At 60.3% G+C, this 14,329-nt stretch carries 15 protein-coding genes; 8 read left to right on the top strand and 7 right to left on the bottom strand.

Features of this window, described 5'->3' with window-relative positions; genetic code table 11:
* Window positions 1-170: 170 nt before the first annotated feature.
* Both AC07RO_RS00310 and AC07RO_RS00305 read left to right on the top strand, forming a co-directional pair.
* Window positions 171-1,334 carry a 1-acyl-sn-glycerol-3-phosphate acyltransferase gene (locus tag AC07RO_RS00310; protein ID WP_495085018.1) on the top strand — a complete coding sequence of 388 codons (1,164 nt, stop codon included), beginning with the start codon at window positions 171-173 and terminating at the stop codon, window positions 1,332-1,334.
* Window positions 1,335-1,504: 170 nt separating this feature from the next.
* A complete protein-coding gene (locus AC07RO_RS00305; RefSeq protein WP_495085017.1) occupies window positions 1,505-4,603 on the top strand; it encodes an autotransporter domain-containing protein in 3,099 nt (1,032 codons plus the stop codon).
* Between the two features lie 4 nt (window positions 4,604-4,607).
* Here AC07RO_RS00305 and AC07RO_RS00300 read toward each other — a convergent pair whose 3' ends face one another.
* Window positions 4,608-4,877: a hypothetical protein gene (locus AC07RO_RS00300; protein WP_172609708.1), complete on the bottom strand. Its 270-nt coding sequence runs from the start codon at window positions 4,875-4,877 to the stop codon at window positions 4,608-4,610.
* A gap of 140 nt (window positions 4,878-5,017) precedes the next feature.
* Between AC07RO_RS00300 and AC07RO_RS00295 the strand changes: the two genes are divergently transcribed.
* A complete protein-coding gene (locus tag AC07RO_RS00295) occupies window positions 5,018-5,221 on the top strand; it encodes a hypothetical protein (RefSeq protein ID WP_065991803.1) in 204 nt (67 codons plus the stop codon).
* 101 nt (window positions 5,222-5,322) lie between these two features.
* Here AC07RO_RS00295 and AC07RO_RS00290 read toward each other — a convergent pair whose 3' ends face one another.
* Window positions 5,323-5,904: a YajG family lipoprotein gene (locus AC07RO_RS00290; RefSeq protein WP_192174929.1), complete on the bottom strand. Its 582-nt coding sequence runs from the start codon at window positions 5,902-5,904 to the stop codon at window positions 5,323-5,325.
* A 221-nt stretch (window positions 5,905-6,125) separates the two neighbouring features.
* Between AC07RO_RS00290 and AC07RO_RS00285 the strand changes: the two genes are divergently transcribed.
* From AC07RO_RS00285 to mqo, 3 genes are all read left to right on the top strand, one after another.
* On the top strand, window positions 6,126-6,359 hold the full coding sequence (locus AC07RO_RS00285) for a hypothetical protein (RefSeq protein WP_346626974.1): 234 nt from the start codon (window positions 6,126-6,128) through the stop codon (window positions 6,357-6,359).
* A gap of 540 nt (window positions 6,360-6,899) precedes the next feature.
* Window positions 6,900-7,094, top strand: coding sequence for a hypothetical protein (locus AC07RO_RS00280; RefSeq protein ID WP_133771915.1), 195 nt, complete (start codon window positions 6,900-6,902; stop codon window positions 7,092-7,094).
* The gene (mqo, locus tag AC07RO_RS00275; protein WP_192174931.1) at window positions 7,094-8,599 is read left to right on the top strand and encodes a malate dehydrogenase (quinone); all 1,506 of its coding nucleotides are present in this window, start codon (window positions 7,094-7,096) and stop codon (window positions 8,597-8,599) included. Before AC07RO_RS00280 ends, mqo begins: the two co-directional genes overlap by 1 nt.
* 117 nt (window positions 8,600-8,716) lie before the next feature.
* Here the strand turns inward: mqo and AC07RO_RS00270 are convergent, their stop codons facing one another.
* The 4 genes from AC07RO_RS00270 to AC07RO_RS00255 all read right to left on the bottom strand — a co-directional run bounded on the left by AC07RO_RS00270 (window position 8,717) and on the right by AC07RO_RS00255 (window position 10,955).
* On the bottom strand, window positions 8,717-9,178 hold the full coding sequence (locus AC07RO_RS00270; protein ID WP_192174932.1) for a hypothetical protein: 462 nt from the start codon (window positions 9,176-9,178) through the stop codon (window positions 8,717-8,719).
* A 226-nt stretch (window positions 9,179-9,404) separates the two neighbouring features.
* A complete protein-coding gene (locus AC07RO_RS00265) occupies window positions 9,405-9,692 on the bottom strand; it encodes a PA4642 family protein (RefSeq protein ID WP_192174933.1) in 288 nt (95 codons plus the stop codon).
* A gap of 67 nt (window positions 9,693-9,759) precedes the next feature.
* Window positions 9,760-10,245 (bottom strand): hypothetical protein, encoded by a 486-nt coding sequence (locus AC07RO_RS00260; RefSeq protein WP_495009151.1) that lies wholly within the window; start codon window positions 10,243-10,245, stop codon window positions 9,760-9,762.
* A 152-nt stretch (window positions 10,246-10,397) separates the two neighbouring features.
* A complete protein-coding gene (locus tag AC07RO_RS00255; protein WP_423574078.1) occupies window positions 10,398-10,955 on the bottom strand; it encodes a hypoxanthine-guanine phosphoribosyltransferase in 558 nt (185 codons plus the stop codon).
* A gap of 197 nt (window positions 10,956-11,152) precedes the next feature.
* Between AC07RO_RS00255 and upp the strand changes: the two genes are divergently transcribed.
* On the top strand, window positions 11,153-11,791 hold the full coding sequence (upp, locus tag AC07RO_RS00250) for a uracil phosphoribosyltransferase (RefSeq protein WP_133771905.1): 639 nt from the start codon (window positions 11,153-11,155) through the stop codon (window positions 11,789-11,791).
* Window positions 11,791-13,071, top strand: coding sequence for a uracil-xanthine permease family protein (locus AC07RO_RS00245; RefSeq protein ID WP_037018282.1), 1,281 nt, complete (start codon window positions 11,791-11,793; stop codon window positions 13,069-13,071). The genes upp and AC07RO_RS00245 overlap by 1 nt, the downstream gene beginning before the upstream one ends.
* 224 nt (window positions 13,072-13,295) lie before the next feature.
* Here AC07RO_RS00245 and hemH read toward each other — a convergent pair whose 3' ends face one another.
* Window positions 13,296-14,324, bottom strand: coding sequence for a ferrochelatase (gene hemH / locus AC07RO_RS00240; protein WP_495085016.1), 1,029 nt, complete (start codon window positions 14,322-14,324; stop codon window positions 13,296-13,298).
* Window positions 14,325-14,329 lie beyond the last annotated feature (5 nt).

The raw sequence follows: 14,329 nt of genomic DNA, 5'->3' as shown, positions 1-14,329 counted from the left end.
GCGGGTCGAGCTTTATTCCTCAGCATCCGGGCATCAGTCTGAGTCGACACCTTGAGCGAAGCCGCCTTGTTGTGCGGCCGCCGCCCAGGCATCAAGCCTGTGGTGTCGTGACTCGCTGCTGCACCGGACTCGACCTCCTTTACCTTAGCCGTTTCCGACAAGAGAGCATGATGGGCGAATTCGATGCCATCCGACCGTACGACGACACCGAAGTAAAAGCCGTACTTGATCGGCTGCTGGGTGACAAGGCGTTCCTCGCGATCCTCACGCATTTCCGATTTCCGCGCCTGGCCGGCTCCCTCGGCTGGATTCTGCAACCGGCCATCGCGCGCAAGTTGCGTCGCCAGTTCGCCGGCATCGACACCGTCGCGGCCCTGCAGGACAAGGTCGAGCATTACGTCGATCACACAATCGAACGCGCCACTGACGGTGTGACCTACACCGGCGTCGAGCAGTTCAAGTCAGGGGTTGCGTACCTGTTTCTGGCCAACCACCGCGACATCGTGATGGACCCGGCTTTCGTCAATTACGCGGTCTACCACGCGGGCCTGCCAACGCCGCGCATCGCCATTGGCGACAACCTGCTGCAAAAGCCCTTCGTCAGCGACCTGATGCGCCTGAACAAGAGCTTCATCGTGCACCGCTCGATCACCGGGCGTCGCGAGAAGATGGCGGCTTACCAGTTGCTGTCGGCGTACATCAATCATTCGATCCGCAATGACTGCCAGTCGATCTGGATCGCCCAGGCTGAAGGCCGCGCCAAAGACGGCGACGACCGAACCGAGTCGGCCATCCTCAAGATGTTCCACATGAGCCGTAAAGACGAGCCGTTTGGCGAAGTCATTCAGTCGTTGAACCTGACGCCGGTGTCGATCAGCTACGAATACGACCCGTGCGATCACGCCAAGGCGCGGGAGCTGTACATCCGCGCCACCACAGGCAGTTACACCAAAGTGCCGGGCGAGGACGACGTCAGCATCGCGCTGGGAATCACCGGCTACAAAGGCCGCGTGCACGTAAACTTTGCCCCGCCGATCACCAAGCTGTTCGAGGACACCAAACTGCTGGCCATCGAAATGGACCGGCAGATTCTCGGCGGCTATCGGCTGTTCCCGGTGCACTACCTCGCGTACGCGCAATGGGCCAACGCCGAGCCGGCGCTCCAAGTGCCGAACGCGGCTCAAGTGTTCCCGGTAGACGAACTGGAACGCGCTCAAGAGGAATGGCAGCGCCGACTCAATGGCTGCCCTGCCGAGCACCGTCCGTTTCTGATTCAGCAATACGCCATGCCAGTGCGCAATCAGTACCGGGTGAAGGCCGGGTTGCCGCTTTAATGTCCCCTTCCCTTTCACGAAAAACGGCGCCATAAGGGCGCCGTTTTTCGTTGTGCGCCTGCGTTGATTTGGCGAGAGCCACCTTCACAAATGTGTCACCGCTGACACACTCAAGCGTAAGACACGGTTGCTAGGGTCGTCGGCTATCCAAATGAGTGAAGGCGTACGCTATGCGATCCAGCAAACCGGTTGCCCATGTAATGGTGTCTTCCCTGGTACTTTCATTGCTCGCCGTGTCGGTTCAGGCCGCGAGCAGGGCGGGAGACGACACCATCAACGGTGTCGACCTGCTTTCCGGATTCAATACCTTATGGACGACCGGCGCGACCTGGGACACGGGCACACCCACAGCTCTGGGTCAGAGTCTGCTACGGCGTAACCTGCAAATCGTAGTCGACCGCGCCAACGCCCGCACCCTCGCCCAGGAAACCGCCGCCTACTTCGATGACCGCCGTGACCAGAGCTACAGCGCCATCAGCGGCCTCGGCTCGTTGAGCGCTGCCTACAAGGCAGGTGCCGGCGCCTTCACGACCATCACGCAGTTCGACGACAGCAACAAAACCGTCAAGTACGACGACAAAGGCAATGGCGCAGGCAGTTCGTCTTCGGCGCTGGGCAAAGTCGTCGATCTGGTCGGCGCTGTACGCAACGACGCCTCGACAACGCCCGCCAAATCCCACTATTTGTATCCGCGCCCATGGCGGCAAAGTCTGGACGGTCAGAGCCTGGCCTTCGTGGTGGCGCCCTCCCTGCGCCCGGCAGAAAGCACCACGCCGGCCAGCGACTCGGGTTTCCCCAGCGGCCACACCAACGCCGCGTACTTGTCTTCATATGCGCTGGCCTACGCCATTCCCGAGCGTTTCAGCGAACTGATGCTGCGCGCCTCGGAAATTGGCGACAACCGCATTGAAGCCGGCATGCACTCACCGTTCGACGTGATGGGTGGACGCATCACCGCAACGTACTTCGCCATCGACAACCTCTCCAACCCGGCCAATGCCCAACTGCGCACCGATGCGCGTGCTCAGGCACTGAGTTATTTCACGACGCAATGCGGCGGCGACGTCAACAACTGCATGGCGAGCATTGACCCGGCCACCGATCGCACGTCTCAACACGCTCAGGACAAGGCGCTGTTCACCTCGCGCATGACCTACGGCTTCGATCCGGTGGGCCCGACCAACCTGGCCGCCGTGGTGCCAACCAACGCCGAAGTGTTGCTGGAAACCCGCTTCCCTTACCTGGACGCCAGTCAGCGGCGCGAGATTCTGGCGACCACTGAAATCTCCTCAGGCTATGCGGTGATCGATCAGTCAGGTGGCTACGGCCGCCTGAACCTGTACGCTGCGGGCGATGGTTATGCGGCATTCAATTCCAACGTCACGGTCAACATGGACGCCAGCCTCGGCGGCTATAACGCCATCGACGCCTGGCGCAACGACATCAGCGGCAACGGCGGGCTGATCAAAAACGGCAGCGGCAATCTGATGCTGACCGGCAATAACACTTACTCGGGCGGCACCGTGATCAACGGTGGCGTGCTGACCGGCCATGCCAAGGCGTTCGGCAGCGGGACGATCACCGACAACGCGACGCTGGTCGTCGATCAGTCGACCAACGACACCCTCGCCAACACCCTGACGGGCAACGGTGCGTTGATCAAACGTGGCGTCGGCTCGCTGAACCTGACGGGCAACAACAGCCTGTCCGGTGCAACGACGGTGCAAGCGGGCCGGCTGGCGGTCAACGGTAACCTGGGCAACTCCATCGTCAGCGTGCAGCAAGGCGCAACGCTGGGTGGCAATGGCACCGTCGGGGGCATCAATGTCGCTCGGGGTGGCGTGGTTGCACCGGGTAATTCGGTCGGGCAACTGAACGTCAACGGTGATGTAAACCTTGCTCAGGGCTCGGTCTACCAGGTCGAATCGGACGCCAATGGCAATGCCGACCGCATCGTCGCCAGCGGCCGTGCAACCCTCAATAACAGCACGCTGTCGCTGGTTGAAGGCGGTAACTGGCTGGCCGCGAGCCGTTACTCGATTCTCTCGGCAGCCGGTGGCGTCAGCGGTGCGTTTGCCAACGTGCAAACCAACTTCGCTTTTCTCACCCCGACGCTGAATTACACGGCGACCGATGTCGGACTGATCCTGGACCGCAACGCACAGACCTTCGCCAGCCTGGCGACGACCCGCAATGCCCGAGCCGTCGCGCAAGGGCTGGACAGCGCGGGCGCTGGCAACGCGCTTTGGCGTGAAGTGGTGCAGGACGATACGTCGACCGCACAGGCCACGTTCAAGGCGTTGTCCAACGAGCTGCATGCGTCGACGCAGTCGGCGCTGATCGAAGACAGCCGTCTGGTGCGCAACGCCGTGAACGATCGCTTGCAGCAAGCGCAGTCAGCACCGGCACTTCGCGGCACGACGCAAACCCTCGTCGGTGACGACTCCCGTGGCGTGGTTTGGACTCAGGCCATCGGTGCGACCGGCAAAACCGACAGCACCCGTGATGTGTCGGGCCTCGACACGCACACCAGCGGTTTGCTGTTCGGCGCTGACGTGCCGCTCGACGACACCTGGCGCGTGGGCGCGATGGCCGGTTTCAGCAACAGCAGCTTCGACCTGCGCCATGCCTCCGGCTCCACCGACAGCGACAACTACCATCTGGGCGTCTATGCCGGCGCCAAGTGGGGCCAGTTGGGCCTGCGCCTCGGCGCGGTACGCACCTGGCACGAGCTGACAGCCAAGCGCACGCTGGACTTGCCCGGTGCTTCCGAGCACTTCAAGGAAGATTACAACGCGGCGACCAATCAGGTATTTGGCGAACTGGGTTACGCCATCGAGCTGGGCAATGCGCAACTTGAGCCCTTCGCCAACCTCGCCCATGTGCGACTGGACACGGATTCCTTCGATGAAAACAGCAACGCGATCAGACTGGAGAACAAGTCTCAGGACAACAACATCACCTTCAGCACCCTCGGCCTGCGCGCCGCCACTCGCTTGAATGCGGGCAGCGTCGCGATCAAGCCCAACGCGACACTGGGCTGGCGTCGTGCCTACGGCGACGTGACGCCAGAGAACCGCGCGGCCTTCAGCGGCGGCGACACCTTCGATCTCTCCGGCGCACCGATTGCCCGCAACGCAGCAGTGCTTGGTGCGGGGGTCGATCTGGGCTTGAGCGACACGCTGAGCGTCGGGCTGAGTTACAACGGACAAGTGAGCAGCGATGCGTCGGATCAAACCCTGAACGCCAGGGTGACGCTGGCCTTTTAAGCGATCACAGCTTGGTGCTCACCCACGACAACAGCAGCGCGAACGCGAGGCACGCCGTGCCGAACCGATAGCTCAGGCGGATCATGCGCAAGGTGGGCACATCCATCAGGTGCATGGGTTCGTCGATTGGGGCTTGTTCGGTGAGATGGTGCAGATGGGCCATCTCCCGCTGCTCGCGAGTACGGGTGGTGTGCAGCAGCCAGATGCCGGGGCCGGCGGCGAGCAAGGCGCAGAGGTTGATGGCGAGACCGGGGGCGTGATGGATAAGCGACATGGTGCCTCGATGACGCCGGATTAATGGGCGCCGCAGACTCTGTTTGGATCTGTCGCTCACACTAGTCGCTGTCACCTTAACGTCACCTGAACCGGGCACTGTGTGGGACCTCAAATCGACCCACCGCCACGGAGAGCGTCATGCTGCACGCCCACAACCAGGACCGCCTTTACCTCATCGCCCCCAGCGACGAACAGGAAGCATTGATCGACGCACTGGCGTTCAACGTTCAGGACAGGCACTGGCTGGTGTACTGCGCGCTCGGCGGCCATGCGCACAACGATCTGCCGGAAGTGGATCTGCAGACCGGTTTCAGTTTTCTGGACTTTTATCAGGCAGCTTGACCCCCGCGCTGCGAGCCCCAGGTGACGCCGCTGAACAAACAAAAAGCCCCGGCTTCTCGCGAAACCGGGGCTTTTTTGTACGTCAGAATCAGGCGCTGAACTTACTGGCCGAGGGTGCGGCCAATCGTCTGATCCTGGAACAGGCGGGTCAGTGCGTCACTGAGCACGTCGCTGATCAGCTTGGTGTTGGTCTCTTCGTTTGGCGCCATGCCGAAGCGTTGATCCAGTGAGGCCGCGTAGCGACCGCTGTAGTTACGGCCGGCGTTCTGAACGTCAGCGCGGAACGTAGAGCTGATGTTGGCTTCGGTGACGTACAGGCCTTCTTTCGGCGATTGATACTTCAGGTCTGCCAGGGTGACGGTCAGCTGCGGACCATTACCATTCTGCACGGGCGTGAAACCCAGCAACCGCACGCCGGCTTCAGCCTGAGCCTGCAGCTGCGGCAGCAACTGCTGACCATTGACGGTGATCGAACTGGTTTCCGGGTACAGGCCACCACGAGTGCCCAGTTGCTGCGACTGACGACCGTCAACCACGCGCACGACCACTTGCTGGCCGTGGCCGACCGGCGCCAGTTGAGCGTTCAGCTTGGGTTCCGGGGTAAGGGATTGCGGGCTGTGGGCACAGCCCGCCAGGGTCAGACTGCCAGCGGCAAGCAAACCGAACAGAACGCGACGCAACATGCTCATTTCTCCATGGGCCAAGGCACAAAATGTGCCGCAGTATAGCGACCTCCCAAGGCCGCTCACTAGGGTAAAGATACGACAAAGTGCCATCCCACCGGTTCCGGGCAGACGACGTTGTCCACAGGATCAAAATCAACACAATTGCGCAATCGCAACGTCACAGCGGTGTCATGCCTGCCGACCATACTTTTTTCAACTCTCCAGCAAGGAGTCCTGCCATGGACTTTCTTTGGTCGTTGTTCTCGTTGCGCCGCCGTCATCGTCACTATGCCCGTCTGGACCAGCACGGCATTTGCCTGGCATTCAAGCACTGCGCAGAAACGCCCTGTGGTCAGGGCTGGGTCGAAGTCCACGAAGCAAACCTGTGCTGGCTGCAGCGCCCACTCCCCTCCAGCGCCCGCGTGACTTCCCGGTCACGGGCGATTACCGCCCGGCATATGCTCAGCATCTGACCAAAAGACGAATAAAAGTCATTTTTCCTGGATCATTTCTGCCCGTTTCATCGCTATAATCTTCCCCCGATTATAAGGACGTCTCCTGATCGGGCCTCGCAGCATCGTCGATAGCCATTATCGACTCCTTCGTAACGCCCACAGAGAGCCTTCCACACAGACATGTGCAGCCCGATGTGGCCGCAGCGCAGACGCCGGATCGTCGACTACTCCGAACGTCCTTCGCCAGTTCTTGCCTCACATCGCGTATGAACCTGATCTGCAGAGCTGCCATCGCGCAGCCCTTTTTGAGGTTCGCGTCTCCAAAAGAGCGTGAAAAAAAACGGGTTTTCACAACTTCACAAGAGTGTGGCAAGCAAATGAATAGTTTCGCGTTTGTAAATGCACCGTTAGCGTCTGACCCAGCCCCCTTGCAAAGGACCGACCGCACCGCAGTCTCCGTCAAAAGAGCCTGAAGCCTGTCCGCTACGGATTTGGTTGCACAACCGGACGCCTTGACGATAGTCGAATGGCTGTACGGGCCGAAAAATGCGTTCATGCTTGCCTTATAAAAGCATCAACCAGGCTCGTTCGGTGGCGTCCGCTGAAGATGCAAAAAATTGCGAAGAATCGGACATGGCGATCCCGGCCAGGTTGAACGAGGCACTGCGCGAACACCGCGCCGCCCGAACCTGGCGACTGACCACGGGAACGCATGCCGTCAATTTGGTGCTGCAGATTTTGGAGACGCGTTAATGGCGCATAACGAAGCAGTCGACGTAGTGCTGGTCGGGGCAGGCATCATGAGTGCCACCCTCGCCGTACTGCTCAAAGAGCTGGACCCGAGCCTCAAGGTTGAAGTCGTCGAGCTAATGGATTCCGGTGCTGCAGAGAGCTCCAACCCCTGGAACAACGCAGGTACCGGCCACGCCGGGCTGTGCGAGCTGAACTACACGCCGGAAGCGGCCGACGGCTCGATCGACACCAAGAAAGCGATTCACATCAACACCCAGTTCGAAGTCTCCAAACAGTTCTGGGCCTACTTGGCTCGCAAAGGCACGTTCGGCTCCTCGCGCTCGTTCATCACGCCGGTTCCGCACCTGAGTTTCGTTCAGGGCGAAAAAGGCATGGCGTACCTGAAAAAACGCTACGAAGCACTGCGTCCGCACCACGCCTTTTCCTCGATGGAATACACCGAAGACAAAAGCAAGCTGGCAGAGTGGATGCCGCTGATGATGCCCGGCCGTCCAGCCGATGAGCCTATCGCGGCGACGCGAGTCATGCACGGCACCGACGTCAACTTCGGCAACCTGACCAACATGCTGCTCAAGCACTTGGCCAGCGCGCCCGATGCGCAGGTCAAATACTGCAAACGCGTCACCGATCTGAGCCGCCAGGGTGACGGCTGGACCGTCACCATCAAGGACGTGAACAGCGGCGAGACTCGCAACATCGACGCCAAATTCGTGTTCCTGGGCGCAGGCGGCGCGGCGTTGCCATTGCTGCAGATGTCCGGCATTGAGGAAGGCAAGGGTTTCGGCGGCTTCCCGGTGAGCGGCCAGTGGCTGCGTTGCGATAACCCTGAAGTGGTGAAGCATCATCAGGCCAAGGTGTACAGCCAGGCGGCAGTGGGGTCGCCACCAATGTCGGTGCCACACCTGGACACCCGCGTTGTCGACGGCAAGAAGTCCCTGCTGTTCGGACCTTACGCCGGCTTTACCACCAAGTTCCTCAAGCACGGTTCGCTGCTGGACCTGCCGCTGTCGATCCGCGCAGCCAACATCGCGCCGATGCTGGCAGTGGCCCGCGACAACATGGACCTGACCAAGTACCTGATCAGTGAAGTGCGGCAGTCGATGGAACAGCGGCTCGATGCACTGCGCCGTTTCTACCCGGAAGCCAAAGCCGAAGACTGGCGCCTGGAAGTGGCCGGTCAACGGGTACAGATCATCAAGAAGGACCCGAAAAAAGGCGGCGTTTTGCAGTTCGGTACCGAGCTGGTGTCGGCGAAGGACGGCTCCCTTGCCGCACTGTTGGGCGCCTCGCCGGGCGCTTCAGTGACCGTTTCGATCATGCTGGACCTGATCGAGCGTTGCTTCCCGGACAAGGCGCGCACCGAGTGGGCCACCAAGCTGAACGAGATCTTCCCGGCTCGCGAAAAGGCACTGGAAACCGATGCGCAGCTTTATCAGCGTGTCAGTGCTCAGAGCGATGCCAGCCTGGATCTGGTGCAGAACAGCGAAGCAGCCACTTTCGCCTGATCGTTGGGTTGCTTCAAAAAGCTGTAAAAGAAAACCCCGCCAAACCAGGCGGGGTTTTCTGTTTTTGCACTCAATGGCAGCCGCTTTAACCGGAAGATCCGGGCTGCAGCTTCAACGCTACTTCATCACAAATCTGACGGAGTACGCCTGCATCGAGTTCGTCCCTTTGGTCACCGATGCGATGCATTCCGCCGGTACTGTTCCGAGCGACCTGCCCGTTGCCGACTTCTCCGGCGCCGGTGTGATCGAGACCCAACTGAACGTCACCGAGTGGGCTGCCGTGAACTCGCAGGTCTTGCCTTCGCCGCTCACGCGGAAGCTCGCAGAATCATTGCGAGGATTCTTCAGCGGGATGGACACAGATGCAGTGGGTGCGTCAGCCGAAAAGCCGTAACCGGTGTAATCAGCATTGGGTTTGGCCCAGCTGGACCATACCAGCGCGAGGTCGATGCCTGTCTGATTCCACATTTCCATGTTGAGCTGGATTTTATTGGGGTAAGCCGCCTGAGCGGATGCTGCCGCGACCATCATTGCGATGGCGGCGATTGTGCGCGTGAAGCAAGTCTTTACGTTGTTCATGTCATGAATTCCTTTTCGCTTGATGATGCGAGCGTCCTGCTCGCGTTCCTGTGAGCGTTGTCACAGGGCTGAGTATGAATCAGCGTGCCGCTTTCGATAGTCGCAAACGCCGAAGGAGGAGGTAGGAAGGGTCTTTCGGTTCTGTAGTGAGAGCGCGTAAGCAGGAATCTGATTACCGGAGGGAAGCATCAGGCGCCGAGAGACGGCGCCCGGGAAGCGGGTCGAATCAGCCTTTCGCCCTGTCGATCAGTTCGATGTATTCCTCGGCATTGCGTTGATCCTTGATCAGCGCCACGAAGTCATTGCCGTGTTCGTCTTTGCCGTCGAGGTCGTAACCGGCTTCCTTGAAGAACGTCAGAAACCGCGCGAAATCGTCAACGCGCAGGCCTCGATAAGCCTTGATCAGCTTGTGCAGCGACGGCGAAGTCGCGTCAACCGGCTCGAAATCCAGGAACAGCTTGATCTGGGCGTCGCCGATTTCATCGCCAATCACCTGCTTTTTATCTTTACGCATTGCTGACTCCAACTGACTTGCGGGACATTTCACGGGCGGGCAGTTTACCCCCCGCCCGGTCGCCGGCTCAACGCGCGCGTACGCTGCCGGTGTGCAGGTCGGCCCAGACGTGACCGTTGGCATAGCTGAGGAATTGGCAGTAGACCTTTTCGTTACGCAGCAAATCCACGAGCACGCGGTATTGCGTCGCCGGGTAATAGAGCGTCAGCGTGCGCGACGGCTCGTCGTAAGTCGGTTTTTTCAGGCTTTTGCTTTCGCCGTCGAAGTGGATCAGCACGTCGGCAATGGTCGCGCCCTTGTTCATGGGCTTGCCTTTCAGGCGCAGGATCAGTGGCGAGGTGACCGGGATCGGTTGCTGATTGGACTGACGCTGGCTGCCGATCACCACCGAATACTCAGTGATCTGCAGCAATTGCTGCTGCTCGGGTTCGCCCTCGCGCACGGACAACTCGTCCGGCGGCAGGTACTGCGCGTGCATGGGTTCGGCGAGTGCGGGGAGCGGCAGTGTCAACAGCAACATCCACGCAGCGGTGGTTCGAAACGATAACGACATGGGCGCCTCCCGAAAAGTGGGGGGCACTCTATCATGCGAGTGCCTGTCGACCGTCACCACCCTCCAATCGACCCGGCACCACCCAAAACATCGATAGATGTGGCATGTGTGAGAGCGAGCACGCTCACTCCCACACTGTGACGATGCTTGTCTTACATGCCTTTAACGGCGTAGATCCCGGCCGCATTGCGCCAGTAGCCTTTGTAGTCCATGCCGTACCCGAAGATGTAGCGGTCAATGCAAGGCAGACCGACGAAGTCTGCTTTCAGGTCAGGGCGCGCCTTGCGGTCGTGGTCCTTGTCGATCAGCACAGCGGTATGAACAGCGCTTGCACCGGCATGTTTGCAGAAGTCGATGATCGCCCCGAGGGTGTGACCTTCGTCAAGGATGTCGTCAATGATCAGCACGTCACGGTCGATGAACGAAACTTCAGGTTTGGCTTTCCAGAACAGGTCGCCACCGCTGGTTTCGTTGCGATAGCGGGTAGCGTGCAGGTAGGACGCTTCCAGCGGGAAATTCAGATGAGTGAGCAGCTTGCCAGCGAAGATCAGGCCGCCGTTCATGACGCAAAATACCACCGGGTTACGGTCGGCCAGCACGCCATTGATTTGCTCGCCGACGCGGGCGATGGAGGCTTCGACTTCGGCCTCGCTGTAAAGGCAGTCAGCCTCGCGCATGACTTGACGGATATGCTCGAGATCAGCGGACATGACGCTCTCCAAGGGGGCTGTGTAAGGAAAAGCGGGCAAAGGTACGCATCCGCCGACATCAGGGCAAGTGTTTCTGGACTAACGTTGCACTGCCGTTCCAGAAATCTCGACACGCGAACCTAACCGTCAGGACAAGTTACAGCTGAATAGATTAATCTAAGCCGTTTTTTTTGCCCGCCCGCTGGAGCCTTTCCCCTATGCCCATTCGTGAGATCCGCCATCCGCTGATCCGCCACAAGCTCGGCCTGATGCGCCGTGCCGATATCAGCACCAAGAATTTTCGTGAACTGGCTCAGGAAGTCGGCGCGCTGCTGACGTATGAAGCGACCAAGGATCTGCCGCTGGAAACCTACGAGATTCAGGGCTGGGCCGGCACGGTTCAGGTCGAGAAGATCGCCGGCAAGAAGATCACCGTGGTGCCGATCCTGCGGGCCGGCATCGGCATGCTTGAAGGCGTGCTCAGCCTGATCCCGGGCGCCAAGGTCAGTGCCGTGGGCGTCGCGCGCAATGAAGAAACCCTCGAAGCCCACACATACCTGGAAAAGCTCGCCCCCGAGATCGATCAGCGTCTGGCGCTGATCATCGACCCGATGCTCGCCACCGGCGCCTCCATGGTTGCCACCATCGACCTGCTGAAAAAAGCCGGCTGCCGCGACATCCGCGCGATGGTGCTGGTTGCCGCGCCGGAAGGCATCGCTACCGTCGAGAAGGCCCACCCGGACGTCAACATCTACACCGCGTCCATCGATCAGCAACTGAACGAACACGGCTACATCATTCCGGGCCTGGGCGATGCCGGTGACAAGATTTTCGGCACCAAGCAGAAGGACGCCTGATGAAGCCGGATGAGTTCAACGATCCACTCTGGCGCACCATCTTGTCGGGCGCGCAGATGCTGTTCGTGGCATTCGGCGCGCTGGTATTGATGCCGCTGATCACTGGCCTCGATCCCAACGTTGCGCTGTTCACGGCAGGCCTGGGCACCCTGTGCTTCCAGGTGGTGACAGGCCGTCAGGTGCCGGTCTTCCTCGCGTCGAGCTTTGCTTTCATTACCCCGATCATTCTCGCCAAGGGCCAGTTCGGCCTGGCCGCGACCATGGGCGGGGTCATGGCAGCAGGCTTCGTCTACACCTTCCTCGGCCTGGCCGTGAAGATCAAAGGCACCGGTTTCATCGACCGCCTGCTGCCGCCGGTGGTCATTGGGCCGGTGATCATTTCCATTGGTCTGGCGATGGCACCCATTGCCGCCAACATGGCAATGGGGCGGACGGGTGACGGCGCCGCAGAGCTGATCCCGTACAACACCGCCATCATCATTTCGATGGCGGCGCTGCTGACGACGTTGATCGTTGCCGTGTTTGGCAAAGGCATCTTCCGTCTGGTGCCGATCATCTCGGGCGTGCTGGTGGGTTTTGCGCTGTCGTTCTATTTCGGCGTGGTCGATGTGGCGAAAATTGCTGCCGCGCCCTGGCTGGCCTTGCCGCACTTCACGGCACCGGAATTCAACTGGCAGGCGATCCTGTTCATCGTACCGGTGGCACTGGCTCCGGCCATCGAGCACATCGGCGGCGTGATTGCGGTCGGCAGCGTGACGGGCCGTGATTACCTGAAGAAGCCCGGCCTGCACCGCACCTTGCTGGGTGACGGCATCGCGACGACCGTGGCTGGCGCTTTCGGTGGCCCGCCCAACACCACCTACGCCGAAGTGACCGGCGCAGTGATGCTGACCAAAAACTACAACCCGAAGATCATGACCTGGGCGGCCATTTTCGCCATTACCCTGGCCTTCATCGGCAAGTTCGGCGCGTTGCTGCAAAGTATTCCGGTGCCGGTCATGGGCGGGATTCTGTGCCTGCTGTTCGGCTCGATCGCGGCGGTGGGCATGAACACGCTGATTCGCCACAAGGTCGACCTGGCCGAAGCGCGCAATCTGGTGATCGTGTCCGTCACGCTGGTGTTCGGCATTGGCGGCGTGCTGATCGGCACCGGCAACGGCCCTGATGATTTCGGCATGAAAGGCATCGCGCTGTGCGCCGTGACCGCCATCGTGCTGAACCTGATCCTGCCGGGGAATGACGCGTGGAAGAACAAGCACCTCGATGATCAGCTGCCGTAGTTTGGAAGCGTTATGAAAAAGGGGGTATCACTCAAGTGATGCCCCCTTTTTGCTTGTGCATCCCCTGAGATCCTCGGCGTACACCGAAACTGTGGGAGTGAGCTTGCTCGCGAACGCGGTAGGCAGTTGCATCGATCTCGCATGTTCGAACGCTTTCGCGAGCAAGGTGGAACGCCACCCCGGTCGCTCCCACATGGTTCTACGTGAAAGCTAAGCTCGCGTTATTACACGACCATCGCCGGTGCCTTTTCGCACAATGTGTTCAGCGCCTTCGCCCAGTTCGGGTCGTCGTTCAGACACGGAATCAGCACCAGCTCCTCGCCCCCGGCTTCCCTGAACACTTCAGCCCCGCGATCACCAATTTCTTCCAGCGTTTCGATGCAGTCCGCGACAAACGCCGGGCACATGACCAGCAGTCGCTTCACGCCTTGAGCAGCAAGCTCCTCCAGATGCGGTTCGGTGTAGGGTTCGATCCACTTGGCGCGGCCCAGGCGCGACTGAAACGACACTGACCACTTGCCATCGGCAATCCCCATCAGCTTGGCGAACTCTGCCGCTGAGCGCATGCACTGGGCGCGGTAGCAGACCGCCAGGACCTCAGGCGACGCCGTCTCACAGCAGTTGCCGCTCTTGAAACAGTGATTGCCGGTCGGGTCGAGCTTGGTGAGATGCCGCTCGGGCAGACCGTGAAAACTCAGCAGCAGGTGATCGTAATCCTGCTGCAGATGCGGCCGCACGCTCGCCACCAGGGCGTCGAGGTATTCCTGCTGATTGAAGAACGGCGCCAGCAGCGAGAAGTCAAAATTCAGCTTTTTCTCACGCACTACGCGCTTGGCTTCTTCAATCACCGTGGTCACGGTACTGTCCGCAAACTGCGGATACAGCGGCGCCAACGTGACCTTTTTGATGCCCTGGGCTGCCAGGCGCGTGAGCACGGTCTCGATCGACGGCTCGCCGTAACGCATCGCCAGTTCGACCGGGCCGTGTTTCCATTCCTTGACCATGGCCTGCTGAAGTCGCTTGCTCAGCACCACCAGCGGCGAACCCTCGTCCCACCAGATTGACGCGTACGCATGGGCCGACTGCTCCGGGCGCTTGATCAGAATCAGCGACACGATCAGGCGACGCACTGGCCACGGCACGTCAATAACGTAAGGGTCCATCAGGAACTGATTGAGGTAGCGGCGCACGTCAGCGACCGACGTGGACGCCGGTGAACCCAGATTAACCAGCAATAAAGCGTGATCGGTCATGCAAC

The organism is Pseudomonas sp. GW821-FHT07F05 (genome assembly GCF_059418765.1).
This window is presented reverse-complemented; position numbering and strand designations above follow the sequence as displayed.

Coding starts and splice junctions, on each gene's coding strand:
- AC07RO_RS00310 (WP_495085018.1), top strand. CDS start 171: ATGGGCGAATTCGATGCCATCCGACCGTACGACGACACCGAAGTAAAA.
- AC07RO_RS00305 (WP_495085017.1), top strand. CDS start 1,505: ATGCGATCCAGCAAACCGGTTGCCCATGTAATGGTGTCTTCCCTGGTA.
- AC07RO_RS00300 (WP_172609708.1), bottom strand. CDS start 4,877: ATGTCGCTTATCCATCACGCCCCCGGTCTCGCCATCAACCTCTGCGCC.
- AC07RO_RS00295 (WP_065991803.1), top strand. CDS start 5,018: ATGCTGCACGCCCACAACCAGGACCGCCTTTACCTCATCGCCCCCAGC.
- AC07RO_RS00290 (WP_192174929.1), bottom strand. CDS start 5,904: ATGTTGCGTCGCGTTCTGTTCGGTTTGCTTGCCGCTGGCAGTCTGACC.
- AC07RO_RS00285 (WP_346626974.1), top strand. CDS start 6,126: ATGGACTTTCTTTGGTCGTTGTTCTCGTTGCGCCGCCGTCATCGTCAC.
- mqo (WP_192174931.1), top strand. CDS start 7,094: ATGGCGCATAACGAAGCAGTCGACGTAGTGCTGGTCGGGGCAGGCATC.
- AC07RO_RS00270 (WP_192174932.1), bottom strand. CDS start 9,178: ATGAACAACGTAAAGACTTGCTTCACGCGCACAATCGCCGCCATCGCA.
- AC07RO_RS00265 (WP_192174933.1), bottom strand. CDS start 9,692: ATGCGTAAAGATAAAAAGCAGGTGATTGGCGATGAAATCGGCGACGCC.
- AC07RO_RS00260 (WP_495009151.1), bottom strand. CDS start 10,245: ATGTCGTTATCGTTTCGAACCACCGCTGCGTGGATGTTGCTGTTGACA.
- AC07RO_RS00255 (WP_423574078.1), bottom strand. CDS start 10,955: ATGTCCGCTGATCTCGAGCATATCCGTCAAGTCATGCGCGAGGCTGAC.
- upp (WP_133771905.1), top strand. CDS start 11,153: ATGCCCATTCGTGAGATCCGCCATCCGCTGATCCGCCACAAGCTCGGC.
- AC07RO_RS00245 (WP_037018282.1), top strand. CDS start 11,791: ATGAAGCCGGATGAGTTCAACGATCCACTCTGGCGCACCATCTTGTCG.
- hemH (WP_495085016.1), bottom strand. CDS start 14,324: ATGACCGATCACGCTTTATTGCTGGTTAATCTGGGTTCACCGGCGTCC.